The following is a 24486-nucleotide window of genomic DNA, read 5'->3' as shown; positions in this document are numbered from 1 at the left end:
AAACTAAGAAATGTGAGTAGTATACAGGTACAGCCGAAGATTTTTAAAACATTGTTGTTTATTAAATCTTTCTGAAGCTGTTCGTTATCGTTGGAAAAACCCTGCGTAACTTTTGTTAAGTTTTTGACTGAAACTGTACTAACAGATTTGCTTTTTCGAAGCGCATAATCTTCATTCTTCTGCCTTGCAAAACCGGCAAAGTTTACTGAAAAAAGAAAAAAGATGATGATGTAAAAAAGCCTCATTGCCGCTAATATAGCGAAAATAAGGCTTTTTTAAAAGTGAAAACTGTATTTTGGCGATTTACGCAATCGAATCAAAATAAGCCAAAGTGGCTTCTTTATCTTTTTGGAGCTGAACTGTGAGTGCTTCTAATCCAGTGAATTTTACATCGTGACGCAGGAATTTCAAGAAGTTCATTTTGATATCCTGGCCATAAATTTCCTGGTTAAAATCAAAGATATTTACTTCAATATTTCTGGTCATGCCGTTTATGGTTGGCCTTTGACCAATGTAGGCCATACCCCTAAAAGTTTGGGGTTTAGTGCTTTTTGATGTCAGCTTTTGTGTTTCTGCTTCTGCATTCCCCGATTCAAAATCGATTTCGACAGTCACAGCATAAATCCCATCGCCAGGGATAAGCTTATAGGTTTCCTCCACAAAGATATTTGCGGTTGGGAAACCAATGGTACGGCCAATTTTATCGCCTTTAATTACCCTGCCGAAAATTGAGAAAGGATAACCTAAATAATCAGCAGCAAGGCTTACATCGCCTGCTAAAAGTGCCTGACGTATTTTAGTGGAGCTTACGGCAACATCGTGTATATCCTGTTCGGCAATTTCTTCAACAGTGAAGCCAAAATGTAAACCTGCAGCTTTTAAATCGGCGAGGTTGCCAGTTCGGTCTTTACCGAAACGGTGATCGTAACCAATGATGATGTGTTTGGTTCCAATGTTGTTTACCAGTGTATTTTTGATATAATCTTCAGGGAGTTGGTTTGAAAAATCCCTGGTAAAAGGTGTAATGATAAGGTGATCGACACCCAGGCTTTTTAGAATCAGCGCTTTTTCATTTATGGTGTTGATCATTTTCAGGTCCTGGTTTTCAGGATCGATAATCATCCGCGGATGCGGGAAAAAGGTTAAGATTACGCTTTCTCCGTTTTCGGCCTTCGCTTTTTCTACCAGCTGTTTAATGATTTTCTGATGGCCAAAATGTACACCATCAAAAGTGCCAATGGTAACAATGGCATTATCAAGTTTGGTAAATTCTAATAGGTTGTTGTATATTTTCAATGGGTTATTTTTTAGGGAGTCTGGTTTTGCGTTAGGGATGGAAGCGGTATCTCCCGATTTTTCATCGGGAATTTAGCGTACAGCCCGACCCCTTGCGCAGCTTGGGGTAACGCCCAAATTCTTTTTAAATTTTATTATTAATGTAAAGCGTGGCGTTTCACCACACCGCCTTTTAAATCGGCTATTTGTTGTTGTATCACAAAGGCATCAGCATCAATTTGCCTGATTGCAGTTTGGAGCTTACTCATTTCCAGCTTGGTAACCACGGTAAATATAATGTCGATATCTTTTTGATCGCCATAACCACCTTCTCCTTTATAAATGGTTACACCCCGTTTCATGTTGCCAATAATAAAGCCTTTTATGGCTTCCTGGCGCTCTGATATAATGGTTACGCCAGTATATTGTTCTATACCATTTACAATGTAATCAATGGTGTAGGAGGCCGAAAGATACGTTAAAATCGCATACAGTGCGGTTTCTATATTTAGGAAGTATGCAGCAAAAGCAAAAATAATGATGTTTAAAATCAAGATGATATTGCCGACGGTTAAAATGCTGTTTTTACTGATGTATAATGCTAAAACCTCGGTGCCATCGATTACGCAACCACCACGCATGGCCAGGCCTATACCACCACCAAGAAACAAACCGCCAAAAAATGCGATTAATAGTTTATCATGCGTTATGGGCTGGAAGGGCAGAATAACCAAAGCCAGTGATAATGCAGCAATGGCTACAGCTGTTCTAAGTGCGAAACCTTTCCCGATTTGCCGGTAGCCTAAAATTACAAATGGAATGTTAATAATTACGATGAGGTAAGATAAATCCCATCCCGTTAAAGTACTTACTAAAAGTGATATACCGGTAACGCCACCATCGATGAAATGACTCGGCATTAAAAAGCTCTTTAAACCAAAACAAGCTGAGGTAACCCCCGCCACAATTAAAAGTAATTCTTTTATTAACCGTGCGTTCTTGTTTTTAATGTGGTTCATGCCTCTTCCTGTGCTTTAGCTTCTTCTTTCTTGCTACGAATATAATTAACGAGCTCTAAAACCTCAAACGAATCAGCAAGCAAAAAGTTTCCACTACGGGTGCGTGTAAGTTTAGAAAGGTAGGCGCCATTGTTGAGTTGTTTTCCGAAATCAGAAACGAGCGAGCGGATATAAGTTCCTTTACTGCATACAATGCGGAAATCGATTTCAGGTAATTCTATTCGTGTAATTTCGAATTCGGGAACGGAAACAAAACGTTTGCGCAGCTCAACCTCTTCGCCAAGTCTGGCTTTAACATAAAGACGTTCACCGTTTATTTTTACTGCAGAATGCGCCGGAGGATATTGTTCAATATCGCCAATAAAAGGTTTGCAGGCTTCGTAAATGGCTGTTTCTGTGATTTTACTGATGTCGAAAGTTTCGTCAACTTCGGTTTCCATATCGAATGAAGGTGTGGTTGCACCTAAAACCATGGTTCCGGTATATTCTTTCTCTTCGGCCTGAAAGGTATCTATCTGTTTGGTTAATTTTCCGGTGCAAATGATTAATAAACCCGTTGCCAGTGGATCTAAGGTACCGGCATGACCAACCTTTAATTTTAAGGGTTTTAAGGAATTCCTGATTTTACCAACCACATCAAAGGAAGTCCATTTGTATGGTTTATTAATTAAAAGCAGTTCGCCTTCGGCAAAATTGAAATCTCTAAATTTTGAATTTTCTGTACTCACAAATCTTTTTTGCGCAAAGATACAGATTAAATAATTTGCAGGTTATGTCCTGTTAATAATAAGGCGATTATGATTAATCCGGCAATAATTCTATACCAGCCAAATACCCTGAAACCATGCTTGTTGAGGTAGCCAATGAAACTTTTAATCGCCAGAAGTGCTACTACAAAGGCTACAACGTTTCCAACGATTAATAAATTTGTTTGCTCGTGGGTGATCGTGTTTCCTTCTTTGTAAAAATCGTACAGTTTTTTTGCCGTTGCTGCAAACATGGTAGGAACGGCTAAAAAGAATGAGAATTCTGCTGCAACTTTTCTGCTGAGTTTTTGGGTCATACCGCCTACAATGGTAGCGCCAGAGCGTGAAACACCAGGAATCATGGCAATACACTGAAAAAAGCCAATTTTTAATGCGGTAAGGTAGTTAACCTCTTCTTCTTCGGTAACGGTTGGATTATTAAACCATTTATCAACAAACAATAAAATAACACCGCCAACTAAAAGTGAAATCCCTACAGCAAGGGGGCTTTCTAAAAGCTCATCGATTTTTTTGCTGAGCAGAAGGCCAAAAATTGCGGCTGGTATAAATGCAACAAAAAGCTTAAAATAGAAGTTTATTGATTTGAAAAACCGTTTAAAATACAATACAACCACCGATAGAATTGCACCGAGTTGTATGGCCACCGTAAATAGTTTCACAAATGGGTCGCTGGCAATGCCCATTAAAGATGAGCCGATAATCATGTGCCCTGTACTCGATACAGGAAGAAATTCAGTTAAGCCTTCGATAATGGCCAACACAAGCGCTTCTAAAGTATTCATGTTTGTTTAAATAGCAGAAAACGCTCAATTAATATTGAGCGTTTTTAGAGGTATCTTTAAGGTAAATTTATTTTTTCAGTATCGCGTAGATTCCAAATCCGAAACCAAACAATACCACCAAAGGTGCTAATAGGGTTCTTCTGAAATCATAGATATCGCCAGTGGTACCCATCATTAGGATAAAACCAATAACTACAATAGCAATACTGATTAAGAGTAACTGGTAATTTTTCTTTGTAAAAACCAGTTCATTTTTAACGTCCTTCACCGGACTTGTTTTTTTCTCTGCCATTATCTGTAAAGATGATAAGATTTTAAACGTAAATACCTGCTTACGGCAAACCATGTGCTAATGCCTGTAATAAAAATGCCAATAATTAACAGGCTGATAAATACAAAGCCAAATTCTTTGTAATTGTTCAGGATAATAATTTCCGGCACTTCTTTGCGGGCGTAAATTAATGTTGCCAGTAAAATAATAATCGCTATAAATGCTGCAAGTAAACCATGCAAAGCAGCATACAATAAGAAAGGACGTCGGATAAAGTTTTTCGTTGCACCAACAAGCTGCATACTTTTAATTAAAAAGCGCTGTGAATAAATTGCCAATCTTATGGTGTTGTTAATCAATGCGATAGAGATAACTAATAGTAAGGCTGCAAAAGCCAGAATAATCAAACCTATGGTATTGATATTTTTATTTACCATATCGATTAAGGAGCTCTGGTAAACAACTTCCTTTACAACCGGGTTTTTTGCAATACTTATTTTTAAAGCATCTATGCTTTTATTGTTTGCATATTCTGCTTTTAAATAAACATCAAAAGTAGAAGTCAAAGGGTTATAACCCAGGAAGTTTACGAAATCTTCGCCCAGGTCCTGTGTTAAATTTCTTGCAGCAAGTTCTTTGTTTACATATTGTGTTTGCTTAACTGCCGGATTAGCATTTAGCTCTTTCTGGAAGGCCAATACATCGGTCTCTTTAGCGCCCTCGTCAACAATTATATTCAGTACAATGTTTTCTTTAACGTAGTTAGACAGATTTTTGGCGTGTACAAGTACCAACCCAAGCAGCCCAAGCATTAACAAAACCAATGCAATACTTATTATCGTAGAGATATAAACAGTTTTGGTTTTCTTAGATGCGTCACTTACTTCGAATTCTTCCATGTATTTCAATTTTGTTTTTGCGAAAATATAAATTATCCCTGATAAACGCCAATATAAAGCATTTCTAAATCAATATAAACGTAGCTGAAGCAGATTTAGTTCGGACTGGAAATAGCTGATTAAGCCAATGGTTTTGTAAAACTGGTACGAAAGATAGAAAAACTACGTTATTTAAGCATAACTAAAACTTAATCTACTCTAAATGAAAAAAAAAATTACCATTCTAAGCTTGCTTTTTGTCGCGAGTGTTGCACTATTTTCCTGTAAAAAGGATACAACATCGTTAAAGGCCCGGATGATGGGAAAGTGGACCGTGAATAAAATTGAAGTTTCCGGAAATTCAAACGAATTACTTAACGGAACAACTAATTATACTATTAATGATTACATGGACTTTAAATCGAATAATGATGATCAGGTTGAGTTGAGCTTAAGTAACCAGCGTACCATTGGCACTTATACCGTTTCGATGGGTAATGAATTTGGAATGGTTTTTCCTGAAGGAACTTCATACTGTACCGTATCAACACTGTCTGATACACAACTCCGTTTTACCGCAAAAATTGATAAATCTACTATTGTTAAGGTTTACTACCTTACAAGATAAAGGCCTAATCCCCCGATTATTTGCTTGCGCCATTGATTGTTATAATTAATGGCGCATTTTTTATTTTACCAGTTTATCATTTTAGAGGGAATGAACTCACAAATCATTATTTCTGCGTCAAGCTCAAGTATTACAATTGTATATTTTTTATAATTGATACACTTATAACCCATCAAGGCCCTTTCTGGCTCTCTACATGTTTTGTATCGCTTTCTTTCATCAGCTAATAATTCAATAAAGTCATAAACATTATCAGCAAATTTTTCAGCTGTTGCAGGAAATCCTTCAGATTCAATAAACCATGAAATTGCAGCAATACTTTCTACAACAGATTCTTTAATGATTATTTTTCTGCGGACCATTTCCTGATTAACTTTTTGCTAATGGCTCTAGCCTCAGCAATTGAAAAAGTTTTCTCGGGATGGTGTTTTAAAGCAGCTGTTTTTTGTAGCTTTTGAAAGCTTTCTTCGGGGATGAGTACGTATTTTTTATTTTCGATTGTTACATGTGCCATAAATACTCATTTTGATAAACGAAGATAATAATAAATAAGTTAACGCTTTAACATGTTTTTTGGTTTCACTAAACCCCTTAATTTCCGTAATTTCGCAACTTCAAAAATTTAAAACTTGCAATGGATTACCAATTCAAAGAAATAGAGCAAAAGTGGCAGAAATTCTGGGCCGATAACCACACGTTTAAAGCTGAAAGCAATTCTGAAAAACCAAAATACTATGTGTTAGACATGTTCCCTTATCCGTCGGGAGCGGGTTTACACGTTGGCCATCCACTGGGCTACATTGCATCAGATATTTTTTCGAGATACAAACGCCTTAAAGGCTTTAACGTTTTGCATCCAATGGGTTACGATTCATTTGGTTTGCCTGCAGAACAATATGCTATCCAAACAGGTCAGCATCCGGCAATTACCACAGAAGCAAATATTGCTACTTATCGTCGTCAGTTAGATCAGATTGGTTTTTCTTTCGATTGGAGCAGGGAAGTCCGTACCAGTGAGCCATCTTATTACAAATGGACACAATGGATTTTTATGCAATTGTTTAATTCATGGTATAACATCGAAAACGACAGGGCAGAAGATATCACAACGTTAATTGAGAAATTTAATGCTGCAGGAACTGCCGATGTTAAGGCTGTTTGTGATGATGATGTGAAAACATTCTTGCCTAGCGATTGGGCAACCTTTAGCGAAGAAGAAAAACAGGTAGAGCTTTTGAAGTATCGCATGACCTATCTTCGCGAGAGTACAGTAAACTGGTGTCCGGCTTTGGGAACTGTTCTAGCAAATGATGAGGTAAAGGATGGTTTTTCTGAGCGTGGTGGTTTTCCGGTTGAGCAGAAGAAAATGATGCAATGGAGCATGAGGATTACGGCTTACTCTGACAGACTTTTGCAAGGTTTGGATACCATCGACTGGCCGGAACCGATTAAAGAAATGCAACGTAACTGGATCGGTAAAAGTGTTGGTGCATCGGTAAAATTTCAGGTAGAAGGTAATGATAAACAAATAGAAGTATTTACCACCCGTGTTGATACCATTTTTGGTGTTTCTTATCTGGTATTGGCTCCTGAACACGAATGGGTAGCACAATTAACTACACCTGGGCAGAAAGAGGCTGTTGAGAATTACATTGCTCAAACCAAAAAGAAATCGGAATTAGACCGCATGGCGGATACAAAAACAGTTTCAGGTGCTTTCACCGGAACTTATGTAATCAATCCGGTGAGTGGCGAACGCGTTCAGCTATGGATTGCCGATTATGTATTGGCAGGCTATGGAACTGGTGCGGTAATGGGCGTACCAAGCGGCGACCAACGTGACTGGTTATTTGCCACGCATTTTAATTTGCCGATTATCCAGATTCTGGATGGGCAAAAAGATATCGATACACAGGCAGATCCAACCAAAGAGGGAAAGTATATTAATTCGGGCTTTATTAATGGATTAACTTATAAAGAAGCAGTTTCATTTTTAAACAACTGGTTGGAAGAAAAAAATGTTGGGAAAGCAAAGGTAAACTTCCGCCAGCGTGATGCTATTTTTGGCCGCCAGCGTTATTGGGGAGAGCCGATTCCGGTCTATTTTAATGATGGATTGCCATATCTTTTGAAGGAAGAAGAATTGCCTTTAATCTTGCCAGAAATTGATAAATATTTACCAACTGAATCTGGAGAGCCGCCTTTAGGCCGTGCTGAAGACTGGAAATATGATGGTAAGTTCGAATACGAATTAAGCACCATGCCAGGATGGGCAGGAAGCAGCTGGTACTGGTATCGTTATATGGATGCGAATAATAACAGCGATTTCGCATCAAAAGAAGCTGTTGAATACTGGAAAGATGTTGACTTATATATCGGCGGTTCTGAACACGCCACAGGTCACTTATTGTACAGCCGTTTCTGGAATAAATTTTTGAAAGATTTAGGTTACACCAAAGAAGAAGAGCCTTTCAAAAAGTTAATTAACCAGGGGATGATTCAAGGCAGAAGTAATTTTGTTTACAGAATTAATGATGCTGATGGTAAACCAACAAATACTTACGTTTCTGCTGGATTAAGAAAAGAATACAAAACTTCAGCTTTGCATGTTGATGTTAACATCGTTGAAAACGATATACTTGATTTAAATAGATTCAAGGCCTGGAGAGAGGAGTATGCAAATGCAGAATTTATTCTCGAAGGTGGAAAGTACATCTGCGGTGTTGAAGTAGAGAAAATGTCGAAATCAAAATTCAATGTGGTTAATCCGGATGATTTGATTGAGCGTTATGGGGCAGATACCTTACGTATGTACGAAATGTTCTTGGGTCCATTGGAGCAGAGCAAACCATGGAATACAAACGGTATTGAAGGTGTGTTTAAGTTCTTACGTAAATTCTGGAGATTGTTCCATAACGAAGCATGGGAATTTACCGTTTCGGATGAGGAACCAACAAAAGCCGAATTGAAATCATTACATAAAATCATTAAAAAAGTACAGGATGATATTGAGCGTTTCTCTTTCAATACTTCGGTATCAAGCTTTATGATTGCGGTTAATGAATTAACTGATTTGAAATGTAATAAGCGTGCAATTCTTCAGGATATGGTGGTTATTCTATCGCCTTACGCACCGCACATTTGTGAGGAACTTTGGGTGCAGTTAGGGAATCCTGCCGGAAGCTTATCTTACACGGCGTTTCCAATTTTCAATCCGGAGCATTTAGTGGAGGATGAATTTGCTTACCCGGTTTCTATTAACGGTAAAATGAAGATGAATTTAAACTTGAGTTTAACATTGGCGCAACCAGAAGCAGAAGCAATTTTATTAGCTGATGAGCACTTCCAGAAATTTTTGGATGGCAAAGCGCCTAAAAAAATCATTTTCGTAAAAGGAAAGATTATTAATGTGGTAGTTTAAGCTGAAAGCATAAAGGCTAAAGCGGAAAGCTTTCCTGCATTTTTTACAAAAGAAAACCCCGGATTATTTAATCAGTCCGGGGTTCTCTTTTTTATAAGGGATAATCGTGAGTATTTATTACTGTCAGGTTTCAGCCGACGGAACTACAGACGGGTTTTTATATTATTAGCAAGAAGGCTTTAAACTTTTTGCTTTCAGCTTTTGTCTTTCTTAATCTCTCCTTCTTCTATTTCCACCAAATCTTCTGTTGTTGCTGGCATTACGCGGTTTGCCACTCATGTTACCATCTCCACCGCTTTTTTTACCACCGCCGCCTTTTGATTGAGCCTGAGGTTTACGCTTAATTTGATTTTTAGCCAACATCTTCTCCCAGGTTAAAGGATAAGGATGATTGTCGACAACAGGAAGTGTAATCTTAATCAATTTCTGTATGTCCAGTAAATACTCGTTTTCCTCTGCATCGCAAAAAGAAATGGCGATACCATTTGCACCAGCTCGCCCTGTACGACCAATTCTGTGGACGTAAGACTCTGGAATATTAGGTAACTCATAATTGAAAACGTGCGATAACTGATCGATATCGATGCCACGGGCAGCGATATCAGTTGCAACCAAAACGCGAATTTTCCTGTCTTTAAAGTCCGTTAATGCCCTTTGTCTTGCATTTTGCGATTTATTGCCATGGATAGCTGCCGCTTTGATACCTGCATTTCCTAAATCTTTCACAATACGATCAGCGCCATGTTTTGTCCTTGTGAAAACCAAAGCCGTCTGGATATCCTTATCCTCCAACAGGTGGATAAGCAACTTCTTCTTATCAGGTTTATAAACAAAATAAACAGATTGTACTATGGTCTCAGCAGTAGAAGAAACAGGTGTAACTTCTACTTTGGTTGGATTGGATAAAATGGTATTGGCTAACTTCTGAATTTCATCAGGCATGGTGGCTGAGAAAAATAAGGTCTGGCGTTTTGCAGGTAATTTGGCTACCGTTCTTTTCACATCGTGGATAAAACCCATGTCGAGCATACGGTCAGCTTCATCTAAAACGAAAAGTTCGATAGTATTCAGGTTGATAAATCCCTGGTTCATTAAATCTAATAAACGGCCTGGGGTAGCTACTAAAATATCTACACCTTTTTTTAATGCTTCTACCTGTGAGAACTGATTTACTCCTCCGAAAATTACCAGATGGCGTAAATTTAAATTGCTGCCATAGGCTTTGAAACTTTCTTCAATCTGAATAGCGAGTTCACGGGTTGGGGTTAATACCAAAGCTTTTATATTTTTAGTTGCTTTGGTGTTGAGGTGTTTTTCGTGCAATAACTGCAACATAGGGATGGCAAAGGCCGCAGTTTTACCTGTTCCTGTTTGCGCACATCCTAATAAATCTTTTCCTTTTAATATGGTTGGGATGGATTGCTCCTGTATAGGTGTTGGTTGTGAATAACCTTCTTTCTCAAGGGCCTTTAAAATTGGCTCAATGAGGTTTAATTCTTTGAATAACATGTGTTTATTTCTGTAATTTTTTATTGAAGAAGCTAGAACAATCAAATGTTGAAGGACTAACTTGCGGAGAGAATATGCCATTCAGAATGGCAAGCCCTTATTCCTGCTTCGCCGCAAAGATACGGTTTATAAAATGAACAAAAGAATTCATACTATTTTAAGCATTGTATTTGCGGTAAATTGCCATTGTCAGATTTATTTTTATATTTATGTAGGAATTCAATCTATTATTTTGTAGGTTTAGTTTGTCATTAGTATAAGTCTAACCGAATATACATTCCTAACTATGAAAACTACTCTACTAATCCATGTAGGCTTACTTTCCTATTCTGCCGAAAACAAATTCTTATCTACTACATACTCATTCGATCAACTAACATGTTGTATAACGCATTGTTGTTGTTGATTTGGCGCTAGTATGGCAAAATAAATAATGGCGTTAATATTTTAGGCCATTCCTATTTCCTTAACTAATCAATTAAATCTTATGAAACAAAACCAATCTTTTGTTCAGAGGAGACTTTTCCTCTGGCTACTGGCCGTGCTGTTTGCGGTCGGGGCCAATGCCCAAACTAAAATTACGGGTAAGGTAATTGCTAACGATGATAAGCAACCTGTCGTCGGTGCGAGTATTAAAATTAAAAACGGAGCAGGCGGAACCAGTACAGATGCAAATGGCGTTTTCACACTTAGTGCAAAGCCTGCGGATGTACTGGTTATTTCATTTGTGGGCTATGCTGCCCAGGAAGTGGTAGTAGGCAGTCAAACTAATCTTACGATTACGCTTGCTGCGGAAAACAATAACCTATCAGAGGTAGTTGTTACTGGATATTCCGCTCAGCGTAAAAAGGATTTAACAGGTGCTGTTGCCGTTGTGGATATGGGCTTGTTAAAAGCACAGCCTGCTGCCAGTGCAGTTGAAGCCTTGCAGGGAAAAGCCACCGGGGTTTCCATTATTAATGATGGTGCGCCAGGTTCCACACCTCAAATCAGAATCAGGGGTACAAGTACAATCAATAACAACGAACCACTTTATGTTATTGATGGAGTTCCTTTTGAAGGTAAACTTTCATGGCTTAATCAGAATGATATAGAGAGTTTACAGGTATTAAAGGATGCCTCTTCTGCCTCAATTTATGGGTCGCGGGCAAATAACGGTGTTGTAATTATTACTACTAAGAAAGGGATTTCAGGTGCACCGAAAATTACTGTCGATTCTTATTTTGGAACACAGGCACCACGCAATGGCAGCTTCCCCGAGATGATGAACCCTCAGCAATATGCTCAATATGTTTTCGATAGTTATACCAATGCTGGCAAAACCATTGCTGCGGGACGTAATTACGGCTCCGGTACTACACCAACATTACCTGATTATCTGGTAGCAGGTTCTGTATTGGGACAGGATGTTACTGCCGCAGATGCTGATCCATCGAAATACAACTACAGCCGTGATCCTAGCTTATTTTATCAGATAACAAGGACTAATAAGGCAGGAACAAACTGGTTCGATGAAATCACTAAGGCAGCACCAATTCAAAATTATCAGTTAGGTGCTACTGGTGGTTCAGAAAATGCTACATACTCTTTATCTGCAGGTTATTTAAACCAAAAAGGTACGATTGAATACACAGGGTTTAAACGCTATAATTTCAGGTCAAATACTACTGTAAATGCATTTAATAAACGAGTACGTTTCGGCGAAAATGCACAATATAGTTACTCTGAGGGCTATGGTTTCGGTGTAAATCCGAATACCCCAGGAAGCTATCAGGATCAGGGTAGTGCTTTAGGTTGGGCTTACCGTATTCCTACAATTATTCCGGTTTACGATATTAACGGAAATTTTGCAGGTAGCCGTGGAAGCCAATTGGGGAATGCCGAAAACCCACTGGCAGTACTTTACAGGGCTAAAGACAACGTAAACAAAAACAATTTCTTTTTCGGTAATATCTTCGCTGAAGGTGATATTGTTAAAGGATTAGTTTTAAAAACAAATTTTGGTATACGCTATGAAAACTATAATGGTTTATCTATGCGTTATCCAAACCTTGAATTCTCTGAGGGAAATAATTCGAATAGTTTGAGTGAATACCAAGGCTATAACACCGAATGGACGTGGACCAATACCTTAAACTACACAGCCACATTTGGCGAGAAACACCGTTTAAATGCATTAGTTGGTACTGAGGCTATCCGTTCAAGATCGAGGCAATTAAATGCAGCAAGAAACGACTTCTTCTTACTGGGAGATCAGGACTATTATTACCTTAATACCGGTTCATCTAATATCAGTAACTCCAGTACAGGTTCGATAGGTTCCTTATTTTCACTCTTTACAAAAATAGATTATTCATTTAACGATCGCTACCTGGCAAGTTTCACCATTCGTCGTGATGGTTCTTCTAACTTTGGCCCTGCAAATAAATACGGCTTTTATCCTGCCGGAAGTGTAGCCTGGAGATTATCAGAAGAAAGTTTCCTGAAGAATGCCAAATGGGTTAGTGACTTAAAACTTCGTGTTGGTTATGGCCAAACCGGTAACCAGCGGATCCCGCCATATCAATATATTAACAGGTATCAAAGTTCTATCATCAATGCGGCTTATGCTGTTGGAGGAGGAAATACCTTAACCACAGGGGTTTGGCAGAATGCCTATCAAAATGCTGATGTGAAATGGGAATCGTTAAAAGCACTTAACGTAGGGGTTGATTTTACCATATTCGAAGGCAGGTTTGACGGATCGATTGATGCTTATAGTAAAAAAACAACAGACATGCTTTACAACCTGCCTTTACCTGTTAGCGTAGTGGGTGGAGGAAGTGCGCCATTTGTGAATATTGGCGACATGAGTAATAAGGGCGTGGAGTTTAATGTTGCTTATCATTACGGACGCAAGGCTGAAGATCCTTTAAAGTTTGATATCGGTTTAAATTTCTCTAAAAACGTTAACAAAATTGACAGGCTTGCGCCAGGGATTTTTAATCAGGTATATGGCAATTACAGAAGTTTACAAACAAGTGTATTGCAAGAGGGAGCAGCTTTCGGCTCATTTTACGGATATAAAACCAATGGAATTTATCAAAGTACGGCAGAAGTTCAGGCTGGTCCTTCGTATGCGGGTGCCCGTGTTGGAGGTTTGAAATATCAGGATATTAATGGAGATGGAATCATCGATCCGAAAGACAGAACTATTATTGGTGATCCAAACCCTGACTTTATGTACGGTATAAACCTGAACGCATCTTATAAAAATTTCGATATTTCGGCTTTCTTATACGGTGTACAGGGCAATGATATTTTTGAAGCTACCCGTTATTTTACTGATTTCCCATCTTTCGATGGTGCGAAGAGTACACGTTTATTAAATGCCTGGAGTCCAACAAACAGATCAAGTAATATCCCATCGGCTTATGCAGGTGCATCTGACGTAGAATTTGCTTCTTCGAGCTATTACATTCAAAATGGTAGTTTTTTAAGACTTAAAAATATTCAGATAGGCTACACTATTCCAGCTAAGGTTTTCGGAACTAAATCAGGGATCAGCCGCTTTAGGATTTATGCATCGGCAAGTAACTTATTTACGATTACCAAATACACAGGACTTGATCCGGAGGTTACTCAGATTACAGATACTTTCACTGCACCTGGTGTAGATCAGGGTGTCTATCCTTCACCTCGACAGTTTTTACTAGGTATTAATGTTGGATTTTAATTAAAAAGATATAAGATGAAACATATAAAAAATATATCCCTGTTTTTACTGATACTATGCTTTGTATCGTGTAAAAAAGACTTTCTCTCTTTAAATCCGCAAGCTGAACTTACAGCCGAACAACTAACTACTCAGGATGGGGTAGAAGGTTTGTTGGTTGGCGCTTATGGTTTACTCAATGGTAATATAAACGGTACCTGGGGCAATTACGGTGCAGCACCAAGCCAATGGTTGTTTGGTGAAGTAGCGTCGGATAATGCGCACAAGGGAAGTAGTGTAGGTGATCAGCCAAACATGAATGCCATTGAGCAACATGCGCCAACCAGTACAAATGATAACCTTTCTAATCTTTATAACAGGTGCTTCGAGGGAGTTCAGCGTTGTAATAATACCCTTAAAATTCTTGCTGATTTACAGGCTGGAAAAGGCACAACTAAATTTTCTGATGCAAGGGCAAAGGAGATTCAGGGTGAAGCCAGATTGTTGAGAGCGCATTATTACTTTTTCCTGGTGAGGGTATTTAAATTGGTACCATATGTTACCGAAGCTAGTGCAGGTACTTTTGTTGCTAATGATAAAGATATTTACCCAAATATTATCACCGATCTTCAATTTGCTGTAGATAATCTAAGTACGACAAAACCTAAAAACCAGAAAGGAAGAATGGATAAATATGCAGCTCAGGCATATTTGGGTAAGGTTTTACTTTATCAAAAACGGTATGCTGAAGCATATACGCTATTAAATGCTGTCATCACGGCAAAGCCTGATCTGGTTACACTTCCCTATAGCGACAACTTCGATATTACCAAAGAAGATGGGCCTGAATCGATTGTGGTGGTAGAACATTCTGTTGGAACAGATGGAACCGGCGGTGATAACGGAAATGTTGGTGATATGCTAAACTTTCCATACGGAAGTGTTACGCCAATTAACTGCTGCGGATTTTTCCAGCCTACACTCGATTTGGCAAATTCATTTAAGGTAAATGCAGCCGGGCTTCCATTTTTGGATGGCAGCTACCGCACTAACCCTTACCTGTCAGATCTTGGGCTAACAGGCACAGCAAAAACAAATTACCAGGTAGATAAAACCCTTGCGCTCGATCCTAGAATAGAGTCAACCATTGGCCGTCGTGGGATTCCATATCGCGATTGGGGAATTATGGCCGGTGATAGCTGGATTAGGGATGCAAGTAATGGCGGGCCTTTTGTGGCAGTTAAAAATTCCATTGAAGCTGCGCAGATTGCTTCGGGTACTGCGCCAGGCTCTACGAACGTTACGGGCTTAAATGTTAACCTAATCCGCCTGGGTGATATCTATCTGATGGCAGCCGAATGTGCGGTAGAAACAGGCGATTTGCCGAGGGCCCTAGCACTGGTAAATGCTGTTAGGCAGCGTGCGGCTAAAATAGTTCCGCAAACAATAAATGGTTCTGCTGCTGCGGTATATAGGGTAAACCCTTATCCATCATTTCCTGATGCCGCCTATGCCCGTACTGCCGTACGTTTCGAGCGAAGATTGGAACTGGCAATGGAAGGCCATCGTTTCTTTGATTTGGTGCGATGGGGTATTGCCAAACAAACCCTTGAAAGTTATTTTGCGTTCGAAGGTGGTTATTTTGATTACCTGAAAGGTATTGTCTTTGAGTCAAGAGATGAATACTTCCCGCTTCCGCAGGATCAGATTGACAGAAGTAACGGTACTTTGAAGCAAAGTCCTGGTTACTAAAATAAAATTTAACAGAAGTTTTTAAGGGCAGAACCTAAGGGTTCTGCCCTTTTATTTTTATGTTTCGATTCAGGTGTTATTTTTCCTCCTTAAACCTGCTGAAGCAGATTAAAGCTATTAAACAGAGCCCAAAACCTACAATTCCATTGAGGCGTAATCCAAAATCGTTGCCGGGATCTTTTCCATAAATGGTTAACATTGCAAAAATAGCGATACCCAAAGTTTGCCCTAGCTTTACAAAAAGATATTTAACGGCGAAGAACATCCCTTCATGATTTTCACCGCTTTTTTGTGTGTCTTTTTGAGCAATATCTGCTAAGATGGCATTGGGTAAAATACCTAAGGCTGCCAGCGGGAAAGCTGCAGACAATACCAGAATGTAAAGCTGTACCTCGGCGGGTAGTGGAATTTTTCCTAAAAAGAAAATGGTTACGAAGATCAGACATAAAACAACAAAGGCAAAAAGTACAAAAGGCTTTTTGCCAATTTTTGCCGAACCGAAATTTACTACCGGATAAAATAGTAATGATGCCATTACCATTACTCCCATAAATTTGCCGCCTTGCGATTCATCTAAACCCAGTAAAACTGTGCAAAAGAATAGTAATCCACTTGAGATAATACTCAATGCCGTGTAGAAAGCAAAATCGGAAACGAGGTAATATTTAAAATTGTTGTTTCTAAAAGTATTTTTTATTGCCGGCCAAAGTGGGATATGGGTTGGCTTGGCAACTGAAAATTCTTTTTCATTGATAAAGAAAACAGGTAGTAGCATTACCAATCCTGATAGCACACAAAGCCCCCAGATAGCGATTTGAACAGCCTCACTTCTGCTTGGAACTACAAAATTCATCTGAACCAAATCGGCAAAATTGTTGGTGCAAGCCGATAAGATAATTCCGATTACAAAACCAACCTGCTGGTAGCTTGATAATTTAACTTTTTGCTTGGGGGTGTTGGTAACCTCTGCCAGTAAGGCATTATAAGGTATAATGTAAGTGGTAACTGAAACAAAAAAGAGGCATAATGTAAGGGTTAACCACCAGGCATTATGTAAGCTTTCGCCTTTTTGAATGGGGTAAAATACCAATCCACAAAAAACAATAGCAGGAATAATTGCCCACTTCATAAAAGGCATCCGCCTTCCATTTGGATTTTGGCTGGCATCGCTTTTGGAAGCGATAAAGGGATCGAAAACTGCATCGACCAGTCTTCCTGAAGCTGCAATAATTGACAGGATATTAAACAAACCCAAAAATACAAGTTGCGGTACCAAAGGATGTAAACCCGCATTACTTGGCGGAAGGTAGAAATAAGGTAGCATTACGATGATAATATTTGTCATCGTGCTCCAGCCAATCATACCAGCAGCATAAGCGATTTCCTGTTTTAACGAGAGTTTTTTATTCATTAATTTATTGCGAAGATTAAGCTATTGCAATTTTAACCTGATTGGATTTTACGTGGGCTAACTACATTAAATACCATGCCAGGTAACTTACGTTAAGCAAGGTAAGAAATTTGCAAATTAAACCCGACAGCAGCGGAAATACTTTTTATTTGCCACGACCTTGAATAGACTGTGATTCTGAGGTACGAAGAATCTGCAACCTATGAAACAGATTCTTCGTGCCTCAGAATGACAGGAGTTTTAAAAAGATTGTAGCGAATGGCGGGGCTGCAGAATCCGACAAGCACTGCCACTGCTTTTCCGGAAAAAAGCAAACTACTTTTTATTAAACCATTTTGAAATGAAATAGATGAGTAAAAACCCGATAAAAATATATAACCCATTTAATGCGGCATTTGGGTCATCGGCATAAATACTAAAAGCCACGAAGGTGTAGGCGGCAATGAATATTACCGGCAATATTGGGTATAATGGAACGGTGTATATGGTTTTCGGGTCGAGATGTGCTGTTCGTTTCCTCAAGATAAAAATTGTAGCTGCAGAACTCGCCATGCTAATACTTTCCAGAAAAATGGTGTAGTTTAAAATTTTATCGAAAGTTTTGGCGTAAAAAATAATTACAACTGCAACTACCGTAAAAATAGTTAGGCTCCAGGTAATTACTTCAGTACGCTTATTTATTTTACTGAATATTTTTGGTAATGCGCCTTCCTCGCCCATGGCAAACATCGCTCTGGGATTACTGAGCAGGTTTACATTAACATAACCCATAACCGAAATGAATATAATTACCGAAAGCATTTTAAAACCTGCAGGGCCAAATATTTTTGAAGCCAGAATTGCTGCAATACTTTCTGCGGTTTTTAGTTCTTCGAAACCAATTACTTTTACATAAACGTAATTAAGTAGAATATAAAGTGCCACAATAATGCTTAAACCGATGATGATAGAACGGGGGATTACTTTTTTTGCTTCTTTAACCTCGCCACCAAAATTAATGGTTTGTGCATAACCTGCAAAAGAGAATGAAACCGCAATAAGACATAAACCCAGGGCTTTGCCGTAATCAGTCCAGGTAGGGACGGCTCCGTTTAAGCTTTTGAATATTGGTGTGGTGGTTTGTGTTTCGCTGCTGAAAAATATGGCACATATGAGTGTTAGGATTAGCCCGATTTTAATAACGGTTAAAATATTTTGTGTTTTTGAGCTGGCTTTTAGTCCTAAAAGGTTGATGAAATAAAAAACAAGTATCGTGGTTATGGCGATGGCCACCCGATATGTTTCGTTTTGCAATTCGGAAGGCAGAATAATTTTGCCTAAATACTCTGCCCCGATAATTGATATTGCCGCCACCGATGCCGCACTTGAAATAAGAACGATACAGTTTATGGCAAAGGCAATAGAAGGGTGGTAAGCTTTCGAGAAGATTTTATAGTAGCCACCGGTTACCGGATATCTTGAACCAATTTCAGCATAGGTTAATGCACCGCAAAACGCTACGAACCCTCCAATAAACCAGGCGAGATAGAAAAGCTCAGGAATTTGGGCTTTTGCGGCAACATTAACCGGTGTGCGAAAAATACCCATACCAATAACTAAACTAACCACAATCATGGATAAATCGAAAAGTGAAAGTTGCTTTTTTGTCTGCATTATTTGAGCTGATTATTACAGGGCGAAGATAGCTAATAAAATGGATGACGGGTGGTGTAAGACAGATGAAGCTTTTGGGTTGCTTATTATTCATATTATACCTTAATTATTTCCTTCTTTTTGTTGATATTTTGATTTGCTCTCATGGAAGAATAAGTTTATTATTGTACAATATTTTTTGCTATTTGAGATTTGTGAAACTTTAATAAAAATATTTCCTGAATCTCGATACCAATTCATCCCTAAATACTTGTCAGGTTGAACGTTAAAGCTTGCTCCGGCCATCCCCCGGTAAGGCTGCGGTGTGTAAAAAACAATGCTCAATCAATCTGATAAAAAACAATAAAATTTATGGCAGAAGTAATTTATAACGACGACAGTATTCGCTCATTAGACTGGAAAGAACACATCAGGCTACGCCCCGGTATGTATATCGGTAAGCTTGGTGATGGCTCGGCACAGGACGATGGTATTTATGTTTTGTTAAAGGAGATTGTAGACAACTCTATTGATGAGTTTGTGATGGGAACAGGAAAAACCATCGAAATTACCATGTCTGAGCAAAAAATAAACGTACGCGATTATGGTCGCGGGATTCCGCTGGGAAAAGTTATAGATTGTGTAAGCAAAATAAACACCGGAGGTAAGTATGATAGTAATGCTTTTCAGAAATCGGTTGGCTTAAACGGAGTAGGTACAAAGGCTGTAAATGCTTTGTCAACAAGTTTTACTGTACAATCCTACCGCGATGGCAAAACAAAAAAGGTTGAGTTTTCGAAGGGGGAAATTGTAAATGAACAACCTGTAATTGATACTACTCAGCGAAATGGTACCGCCATTACCTTTTATCCTGATGAAACCATTTTCCGCAACTACCATTACATTCCGGATTTTGTTGAAAGCATGGTGTGGAATTACGTGTTCCTGAACACAGGCTTAACTGTAAATTTTAATAACCAGAAATATTTTTCGGAGCGTGGTCTTTACGATTTGCTTTCGAAATTTAATAAGCCTGAAGAAATCAGATATCCAATTATACACATGGTTGGTAATGATATCGAAATTGCGATGACGCATGGACAGCAGTATGGCGAAGATTACCATTCGTTTGTTAACGGACAGCATACAACGCAGGGGGGAACTCACCAGGCTGCTTTCAGGGCGGCTGTTGTTAAAACGGTAAGAGAGTTTTTTAAGAAAGAATTCGATGCGGCCGACGTTCGTTCATCGATAATTGCGGCAATTTCTGTACGTGTGCAGGAGCCTGTTTTTGAATCGCAGACGAAAACGAAACTCGGTTCTCAGAATATGGGACCTGAAGGGCCATCAGTTGCTACATTTATTAATGATTTTGTTAAGAAGGAACTTGATGACTATTTACATAAAAACCCTGATGTTGCTGATGCACTTTTAAAGCGGATCAACCAGTCGGAGAGAGAGCGTAAAGATATCGCCGGTATTAAAAAGCTGGCTAACGACAGGGCAAAGAAAGCTTCATTACACAACAAGAAGCTACGCGATTGTAAGGTTCATTTTAACTCTACACATGAGAAACGATATGAAACAACTTTGTTTATCACCGAAGGGGATTCGGCTTCGGGTTCGATTACAAAATCGCGTGATGTAGATTGCCAGGCTGTGTTTAGCTTAAAAGGTAAGCCACTCAATTGTTACGAACTAACAAAGAAAGTGGTGTATGAGAATGAAGAATTTAACCTGTTGCAGCACGCCCTGAACATAGAGGATGGTATGGAAGGCCTGCATTACAACAACATAGTTATTGCAACCGATGCCGATGTAGATGGAATGCACATCAGGTTGTTAATGATGACATTCTTTCTTCAGTTTTTTCCTGATTTAGTAAAAGCAGGGCACGTGTATATATTACAAACCCCATTATTCAGGGTTAGAAATAAAAAAGAAACCATTTATTGTTATAGTGATGAAGAGCGCCGGAATGCGATCGAGAAGTTAGGTAATAAACCGGAAATCACTCGTTTTAAAGGATTGGGAGAGATTTCTCCCGATGAATTTGGTTTGTTTATCGGAAAAGATATCAGGCTTGATCCTGTTATTTTAAAAGATCAGACCATTAAAAGTTTGTTGGAGTATTATATGGGAAAAAATACACCTGACAGGCAACAACATATTATCAGAAACCTGAGAGTAGAAAAAGACGAGGTAGAAGAAGAACCTAAAATTATCGATGATGTAGCATAAAACGTGGCGTTGATGTAATCGCAAAATTAAATCAACACATTTGAAAACAACGAGAAGTTCAGCAGGGAAGTATTTAATAGTTGTATTTTTAATCTTAATTATTTTCGGAATAACAGCAGGTTTATTCGTAAATTTTTCTAAAATACCACTTTTAAAATCGGTAAATAAAATTGTTCAGGTACAGAGCGATTTTACCAAGTTAGATAGCTGTATTTTTAAGCTATACAATGCAGAGAACAGTTGCAGAATGTATGTTGTTAGTGGTGAGCGAAAATACTATTACCAGTTTGTTAATGAGATTAGGGAAGTTTCCTTAATCATGGATACGATAGAGCATCAAAATCAACAGGAGCAAGCACTTTCAAAAGAGTCTTTCGATAATTTAATCCGGCAGAAAAAACTAAGAACTTCTCAGTTTATCGAATTACGAAAAATGTCAGATAGCCTGATAAATTTTTCAATTGAGGTAGATCAGGATGTTGAAAAAATAAACCCAAAAAGCGGACTTTTTACTACAAGGCAATTTAAAAGTATCGTAACTATTGATACAATAAAACCTGGCACTACAGCCCTCCCAAAAAAGAAATTCTTTGGCCGCATATTCGATGCTATAAATGGCCGGGAAATAAAAGGAACTGATAGTGCTAAGTCAACATTAGTTAGAAAAACCATATCTGCGGATACTGCATCCGTTAGTACGGCCTATAACAAAATGCAGTTAAAGGCCATTAATAATTATTATCTGAATCTTTATCGGATTAACAAACAACTGAAAAATAAAGAAAAACAGTTGCTGGAAGTTAACCATAAGCTTATCGTCAACATTGTAAACGGACTTAAGGCTTATCGTGTAAATGAAAAAAAATACTATGCCACCGTACAGCAACTTGTTCGGGTAAATACATTCAGTACTGTTGAGAACTTAGATAAGTTTACGGTTATTTTACTCATTCTTGCAATAGGCTTATTAATCATTGTGATTTACATAATCTACAAATTATATAAGAATGAACTGGCCATAATTGATTATGGTAATAAAGCTTCGTTATACGCACTTTCGAAAAGCAGGTTTTTGGCGAATATGAGTCATGAAATCAGAACTCCTTTAAATTCAATTGTGGGTTTTTCTGAACAGTTAACCAAGGCAAATCTTCATGATGAACAGCAAGAGCAGGTTACAGCTATTCGTAATTCTTCGGTAATGTTATTAGACGTAGTTAACGATATTCTTGATTTTTCTAAATATGAAACTGGTAAAGTTACTTTTGAGAACATCCCTTTTTCACCTTTTACCGCAATTAGTGATGTGTTTTATAGCATGAAAATCCAGGCTGATAAAAAGAAAATTGGTTTTGTTTTAAATATGCCGATTAATCAGAATGCATTTATACTTGGAGATCCGTTACGTTTGAAACAAGTTATCATGAATTTATTAAGTAATGCAATTAAATTCACAGATCAGGGTGAAGTAATCTTAAAAGCTGATTTAGTAAAAAGTAGCAGTAAACAAGCCGTTTTAAAGGTAAGTGTTTCTGATACAGGTGTTGGGATTAATGAGCTCGATCAGAAAATAATCTTTGATGAGTTTGCTCAGGTTTATTATGCTTCAACTAAAGAAAAACAACAAGGCACTGGTTTAGGACTTGCCATTTGCAAAAAAATAATTGATCATCAGCATGGTACTATTAGTGTAAATAGTGAAGAAGGAAAAGGATCAGTATTTTCTTTTGAATTACCTTTCACGATGACAGCCAAAGCCAAAGACGCTGAAATTAATGAATCAGTGCATATAAAAGACGCAGGATATTTACTTGGTAAAAGAGTGCTTTTGGCTGATGATAACGTATTGAATATTTTATTGGCGAGTACTATTTTGAAGAAATATAAAATAGATTTTGATGCGGTTCATAATGGGGTAGAGGCTTATGAATTGTTCAATGAAAATAAATATGATTTGGTACTTACGGATGTTCAAATGCCGGAGATGGGTGGGATTGAGCTCACAAAGAAAATAAGGGGCGATGAGGATTTAAAGAAAAAAGATATTCCAATTTTAGGTATAACAGCAAATGTTATGCAGGAAGACAGAAAGAAATATCTTGAATCAGGAATGAATGAACTGGTACTAAAACCATTTTTAGAAAAGGATTTTATAGAGAAGGTGATTAAGTTTTTAAAATAATTAAGTTTTACTCTTCAGTTGAATTAACAGTATCTTCCGGATGTTGAGGTGGCAGTACATCAACCTTCTTCTCTATGATTGTAATTTTCGTGAATACAGCATATTTACTCGGTGAGATGCCTCCATCATATTTTTCTGAGTAAGCCTGTGTAAATTCGGCGCCAAAATAGAGTATAATTGAAGTGTAATAAATCCAGAGCAGAATTACAATAATTGAACTGGCAGCTCCAAAAGCCGATCCAGGATTTCCTTTTTCAATATAAATACCAATCAGGTATTTACCTAAACTGAAGAGTACCGCTGTAAACAAAGCGCCGATGATTGCCGATTTCCATTTGATATTTACGTCTGGCAATACCTTAAAAATTATCGTGAATACTGATGTAACCGCTGCAACCGTAATCACGTTATTTAAGATGTAAATCAGTAATTGCATGGTATCATTGGCAACTGGTATAACGTCATCTATTTTGCTTTTCGAAAGTAAGCCAACAAGTTTATCGCCCAAACCCACAACAACACTATTTACAACAAGTGAAACCAAAAGTAAAAAACCCATTGAAACCACCAGGGAAAAGGATAACAAGCGGTTGCTAAGCATCTTTAGCCAGCCTTTTTTTGGAATAGCTTTCACTTTCCAAATCATATTTATACTATCCTGAATTTCAATAAAGATTGCAGTTGCACCAATAATCAGTGTACCTATCCCGATAATTAAGCCAATGGTTGATTGCCCAGATTTATTGGCATGCTCAACAAAGCCCTGGATTTGTAACGCCGCATCTTTTCCAACCAGATCAGTTACCTGCATAAAGAATTTATCACGGGTATTCATCTTGTCGCCAAAAAATAATGTGGCGGCAGAAAGTACAATGATAATGAGTGGTGTTAATGAGAATATGGTATAATAAGCCAGTGAAGCACTAAGTTTGGTAACCCTGTCTTCAACAAATCCTTTTCCAGCCGCAATGAAAAGGTGGTAAAGGGCAATAAAGAAATTCTTAATTCTGTGGATTATTTTCAT

Annotated in this window: 18 protein-coding genes; 6 read left to right on the top strand and 12 right to left on the bottom strand. The window is 38.2% G+C overall.

Going from position 1 to position 24486, the window contains the following annotated elements:
* Positions 1-303: 303 nt before the first annotated feature.
* The 6 genes from R2R71_RS20730 to R2R71_RS20705 form a co-directional block, all read right to left on the bottom strand.
* Positions 304-1296 (bottom strand): bifunctional riboflavin kinase/FAD synthetase, encoded by a 993-nt coding sequence (locus tag R2R71_RS20730; protein WP_316833206.1) that lies wholly within the window; start codon positions 1294-1296, stop codon positions 304-306.
* Between the two features lie 137 nt (positions 1297-1433).
* A complete protein-coding gene (locus tag R2R71_RS20725; RefSeq protein ID WP_316833205.1) occupies positions 1434-2294 on the bottom strand; it encodes a YitT family protein in 861 nt (286 codons plus the stop codon).
* Positions 2291-3022, bottom strand: a complete 732-nt coding sequence (gene truB, locus R2R71_RS20720; RefSeq protein WP_316833204.1) for a tRNA pseudouridine(55) synthase TruB — start codon at positions 3020-3022, stop codon at positions 2291-2293. The genes R2R71_RS20725 and truB overlap by 4 nt, the downstream gene beginning before the upstream one ends.
* Before the next feature lie 26 nt (positions 3023-3048).
* Positions 3049-3843, bottom strand: a complete 795-nt coding sequence (locus tag R2R71_RS20715; RefSeq protein ID WP_316833203.1) for an undecaprenyl-diphosphate phosphatase — start codon at positions 3841-3843, stop codon at positions 3049-3051.
* A gap of 67 nt (positions 3844-3910) precedes the next feature.
* Positions 3911-4135, bottom strand: coding sequence for a DUF3098 domain-containing protein (locus R2R71_RS20710; protein ID WP_316833202.1), 225 nt, complete (start codon positions 4133-4135; stop codon positions 3911-3913).
* A complete protein-coding gene (locus R2R71_RS20705; protein WP_316833201.1) occupies positions 4135-5013 on the bottom strand; it encodes a cell division protein FtsX in 879 nt (292 codons plus the stop codon). The genes R2R71_RS20710 and R2R71_RS20705 overlap by 1 nt, the downstream gene beginning before the upstream one ends.
* 202 nt (positions 5014-5215) lie before the next feature.
* Between R2R71_RS20705 and R2R71_RS20700 the strand changes: the two genes are divergently transcribed.
* Complete coding sequence (locus R2R71_RS20700) at positions 5216-5620, top strand: lipocalin family protein (protein WP_316833200.1); 405 nt, start codon at positions 5216-5218, stop codon at positions 5618-5620.
* Positions 5621-5685: 65 nt separating this feature from the next.
* On the opposite strand, the gene R2R71_RS20695 is transcribed toward R2R71_RS20700, so the two are convergent.
* Positions 5686-5982, bottom strand: coding sequence for a type II toxin-antitoxin system RelE/ParE family toxin (locus R2R71_RS20695; protein WP_316833199.1), 297 nt, complete (start codon positions 5980-5982; stop codon positions 5686-5688).
* Positions 5964-6134, bottom strand: coding sequence for a hypothetical protein (locus R2R71_RS20690; RefSeq protein WP_316833198.1), 171 nt, complete (start codon positions 6132-6134; stop codon positions 5964-5966). Before R2R71_RS20690 ends, R2R71_RS20695 begins: the two co-directional genes overlap by 19 nt.
* A 120-nt stretch (positions 6135-6254) precedes the next feature.
* On the opposite strand from R2R71_RS20690, the gene leuS reads away from it, so the two are divergent.
* A complete protein-coding gene (gene leuS / locus R2R71_RS20685) occupies positions 6255-9041 on the top strand; it encodes a leucine--tRNA ligase (protein WP_316833197.1) in 2787 nt (928 codons plus the stop codon).
* A 210-nt stretch (positions 9042-9251) separates the two neighbouring features.
* Here the strand turns inward: leuS and R2R71_RS20680 are convergent, their stop codons facing one another.
* Entirely contained in the window at positions 9252-10550 is a 1299-nt protein-coding gene (locus R2R71_RS20680; RefSeq protein WP_316833196.1) for a DEAD/DEAH box helicase, read from the bottom strand.
* Positions 10551-11037: 487 nt separating this feature from the next.
* Here R2R71_RS20680 and R2R71_RS20675 point away from each other — a divergent pair, with 487 nt between their 5' ends.
* Both R2R71_RS20675 and R2R71_RS20670 read left to right on the top strand, forming a co-directional pair.
* Entirely contained in the window at positions 11038-14265 is a 3228-nt protein-coding gene (locus tag R2R71_RS20675; RefSeq protein WP_316833195.1) for a TonB-dependent receptor, read from the top strand.
* A gap of 15 nt (positions 14266-14280) precedes the next feature.
* Positions 14281-15996 (top strand): RagB/SusD family nutrient uptake outer membrane protein, encoded by a 1716-nt coding sequence (locus tag R2R71_RS20670; protein WP_316833194.1) that lies wholly within the window; start codon positions 14281-14283, stop codon positions 15994-15996.
* 76 nt (positions 15997-16072) lie between these two features.
* Here R2R71_RS20670 and R2R71_RS20665 read toward each other — a convergent pair whose 3' ends face one another.
* Complete coding sequence (locus R2R71_RS20665; RefSeq protein WP_316833193.1) at positions 16073-17407, bottom strand: MFS transporter; 1335 nt, start codon at positions 17405-17407, stop codon at positions 16073-16075.
* A 315-nt stretch (positions 17408-17722) separates the two neighbouring features.
* Positions 17723-19060 carry an APC family permease gene (locus R2R71_RS20660; RefSeq protein WP_316833192.1) on the bottom strand — a complete coding sequence of 446 codons (1338 nt, stop codon included), beginning with the start codon at positions 19058-19060 and terminating at the stop codon, positions 17723-17725.
* A gap of 351 nt (positions 19061-19411) precedes the next feature.
* On the opposite strand from R2R71_RS20660, the gene R2R71_RS20655 reads away from it, so the two are divergent.
* Both R2R71_RS20655 and R2R71_RS20650 read left to right on the top strand, forming a co-directional pair.
* Positions 19412-21280 (top strand): DNA topoisomerase IV subunit B, encoded by a 1869-nt coding sequence (locus R2R71_RS20655; protein WP_316833191.1) that lies wholly within the window; start codon positions 19412-19414, stop codon positions 21278-21280.
* A gap of 40 nt (positions 21281-21320) precedes the next feature.
* The gene (locus R2R71_RS20650; RefSeq protein WP_316833190.1) at positions 21321-23462 is read left to right on the top strand and encodes an ATP-binding protein; all 2142 of its coding nucleotides are present in this window, start codon (positions 21321-21323) and stop codon (positions 23460-23462) included.
* Between the two features lie 7 nt (positions 23463-23469).
* Here the strand turns inward: R2R71_RS20650 and R2R71_RS20645 are convergent, their stop codons facing one another.
* Positions 23470-24486 (bottom strand): YihY/virulence factor BrkB family protein, encoded by a 1017-nt coding sequence (locus tag R2R71_RS20645; RefSeq protein WP_316833189.1) that lies wholly within the window; start codon positions 24484-24486, stop codon positions 23470-23472.

It is taken from the genome of Pedobacter aquatilis, from assembly GCF_032678405.1.
GTDB classification, from domain to species: Bacteria; Bacteroidota; Bacteroidia; order Sphingobacteriales; family Sphingobacteriaceae; genus Pedobacter; species Pedobacter aquatilis_A.
This window is presented reverse-complemented; position numbering and strand designations above follow the sequence as displayed.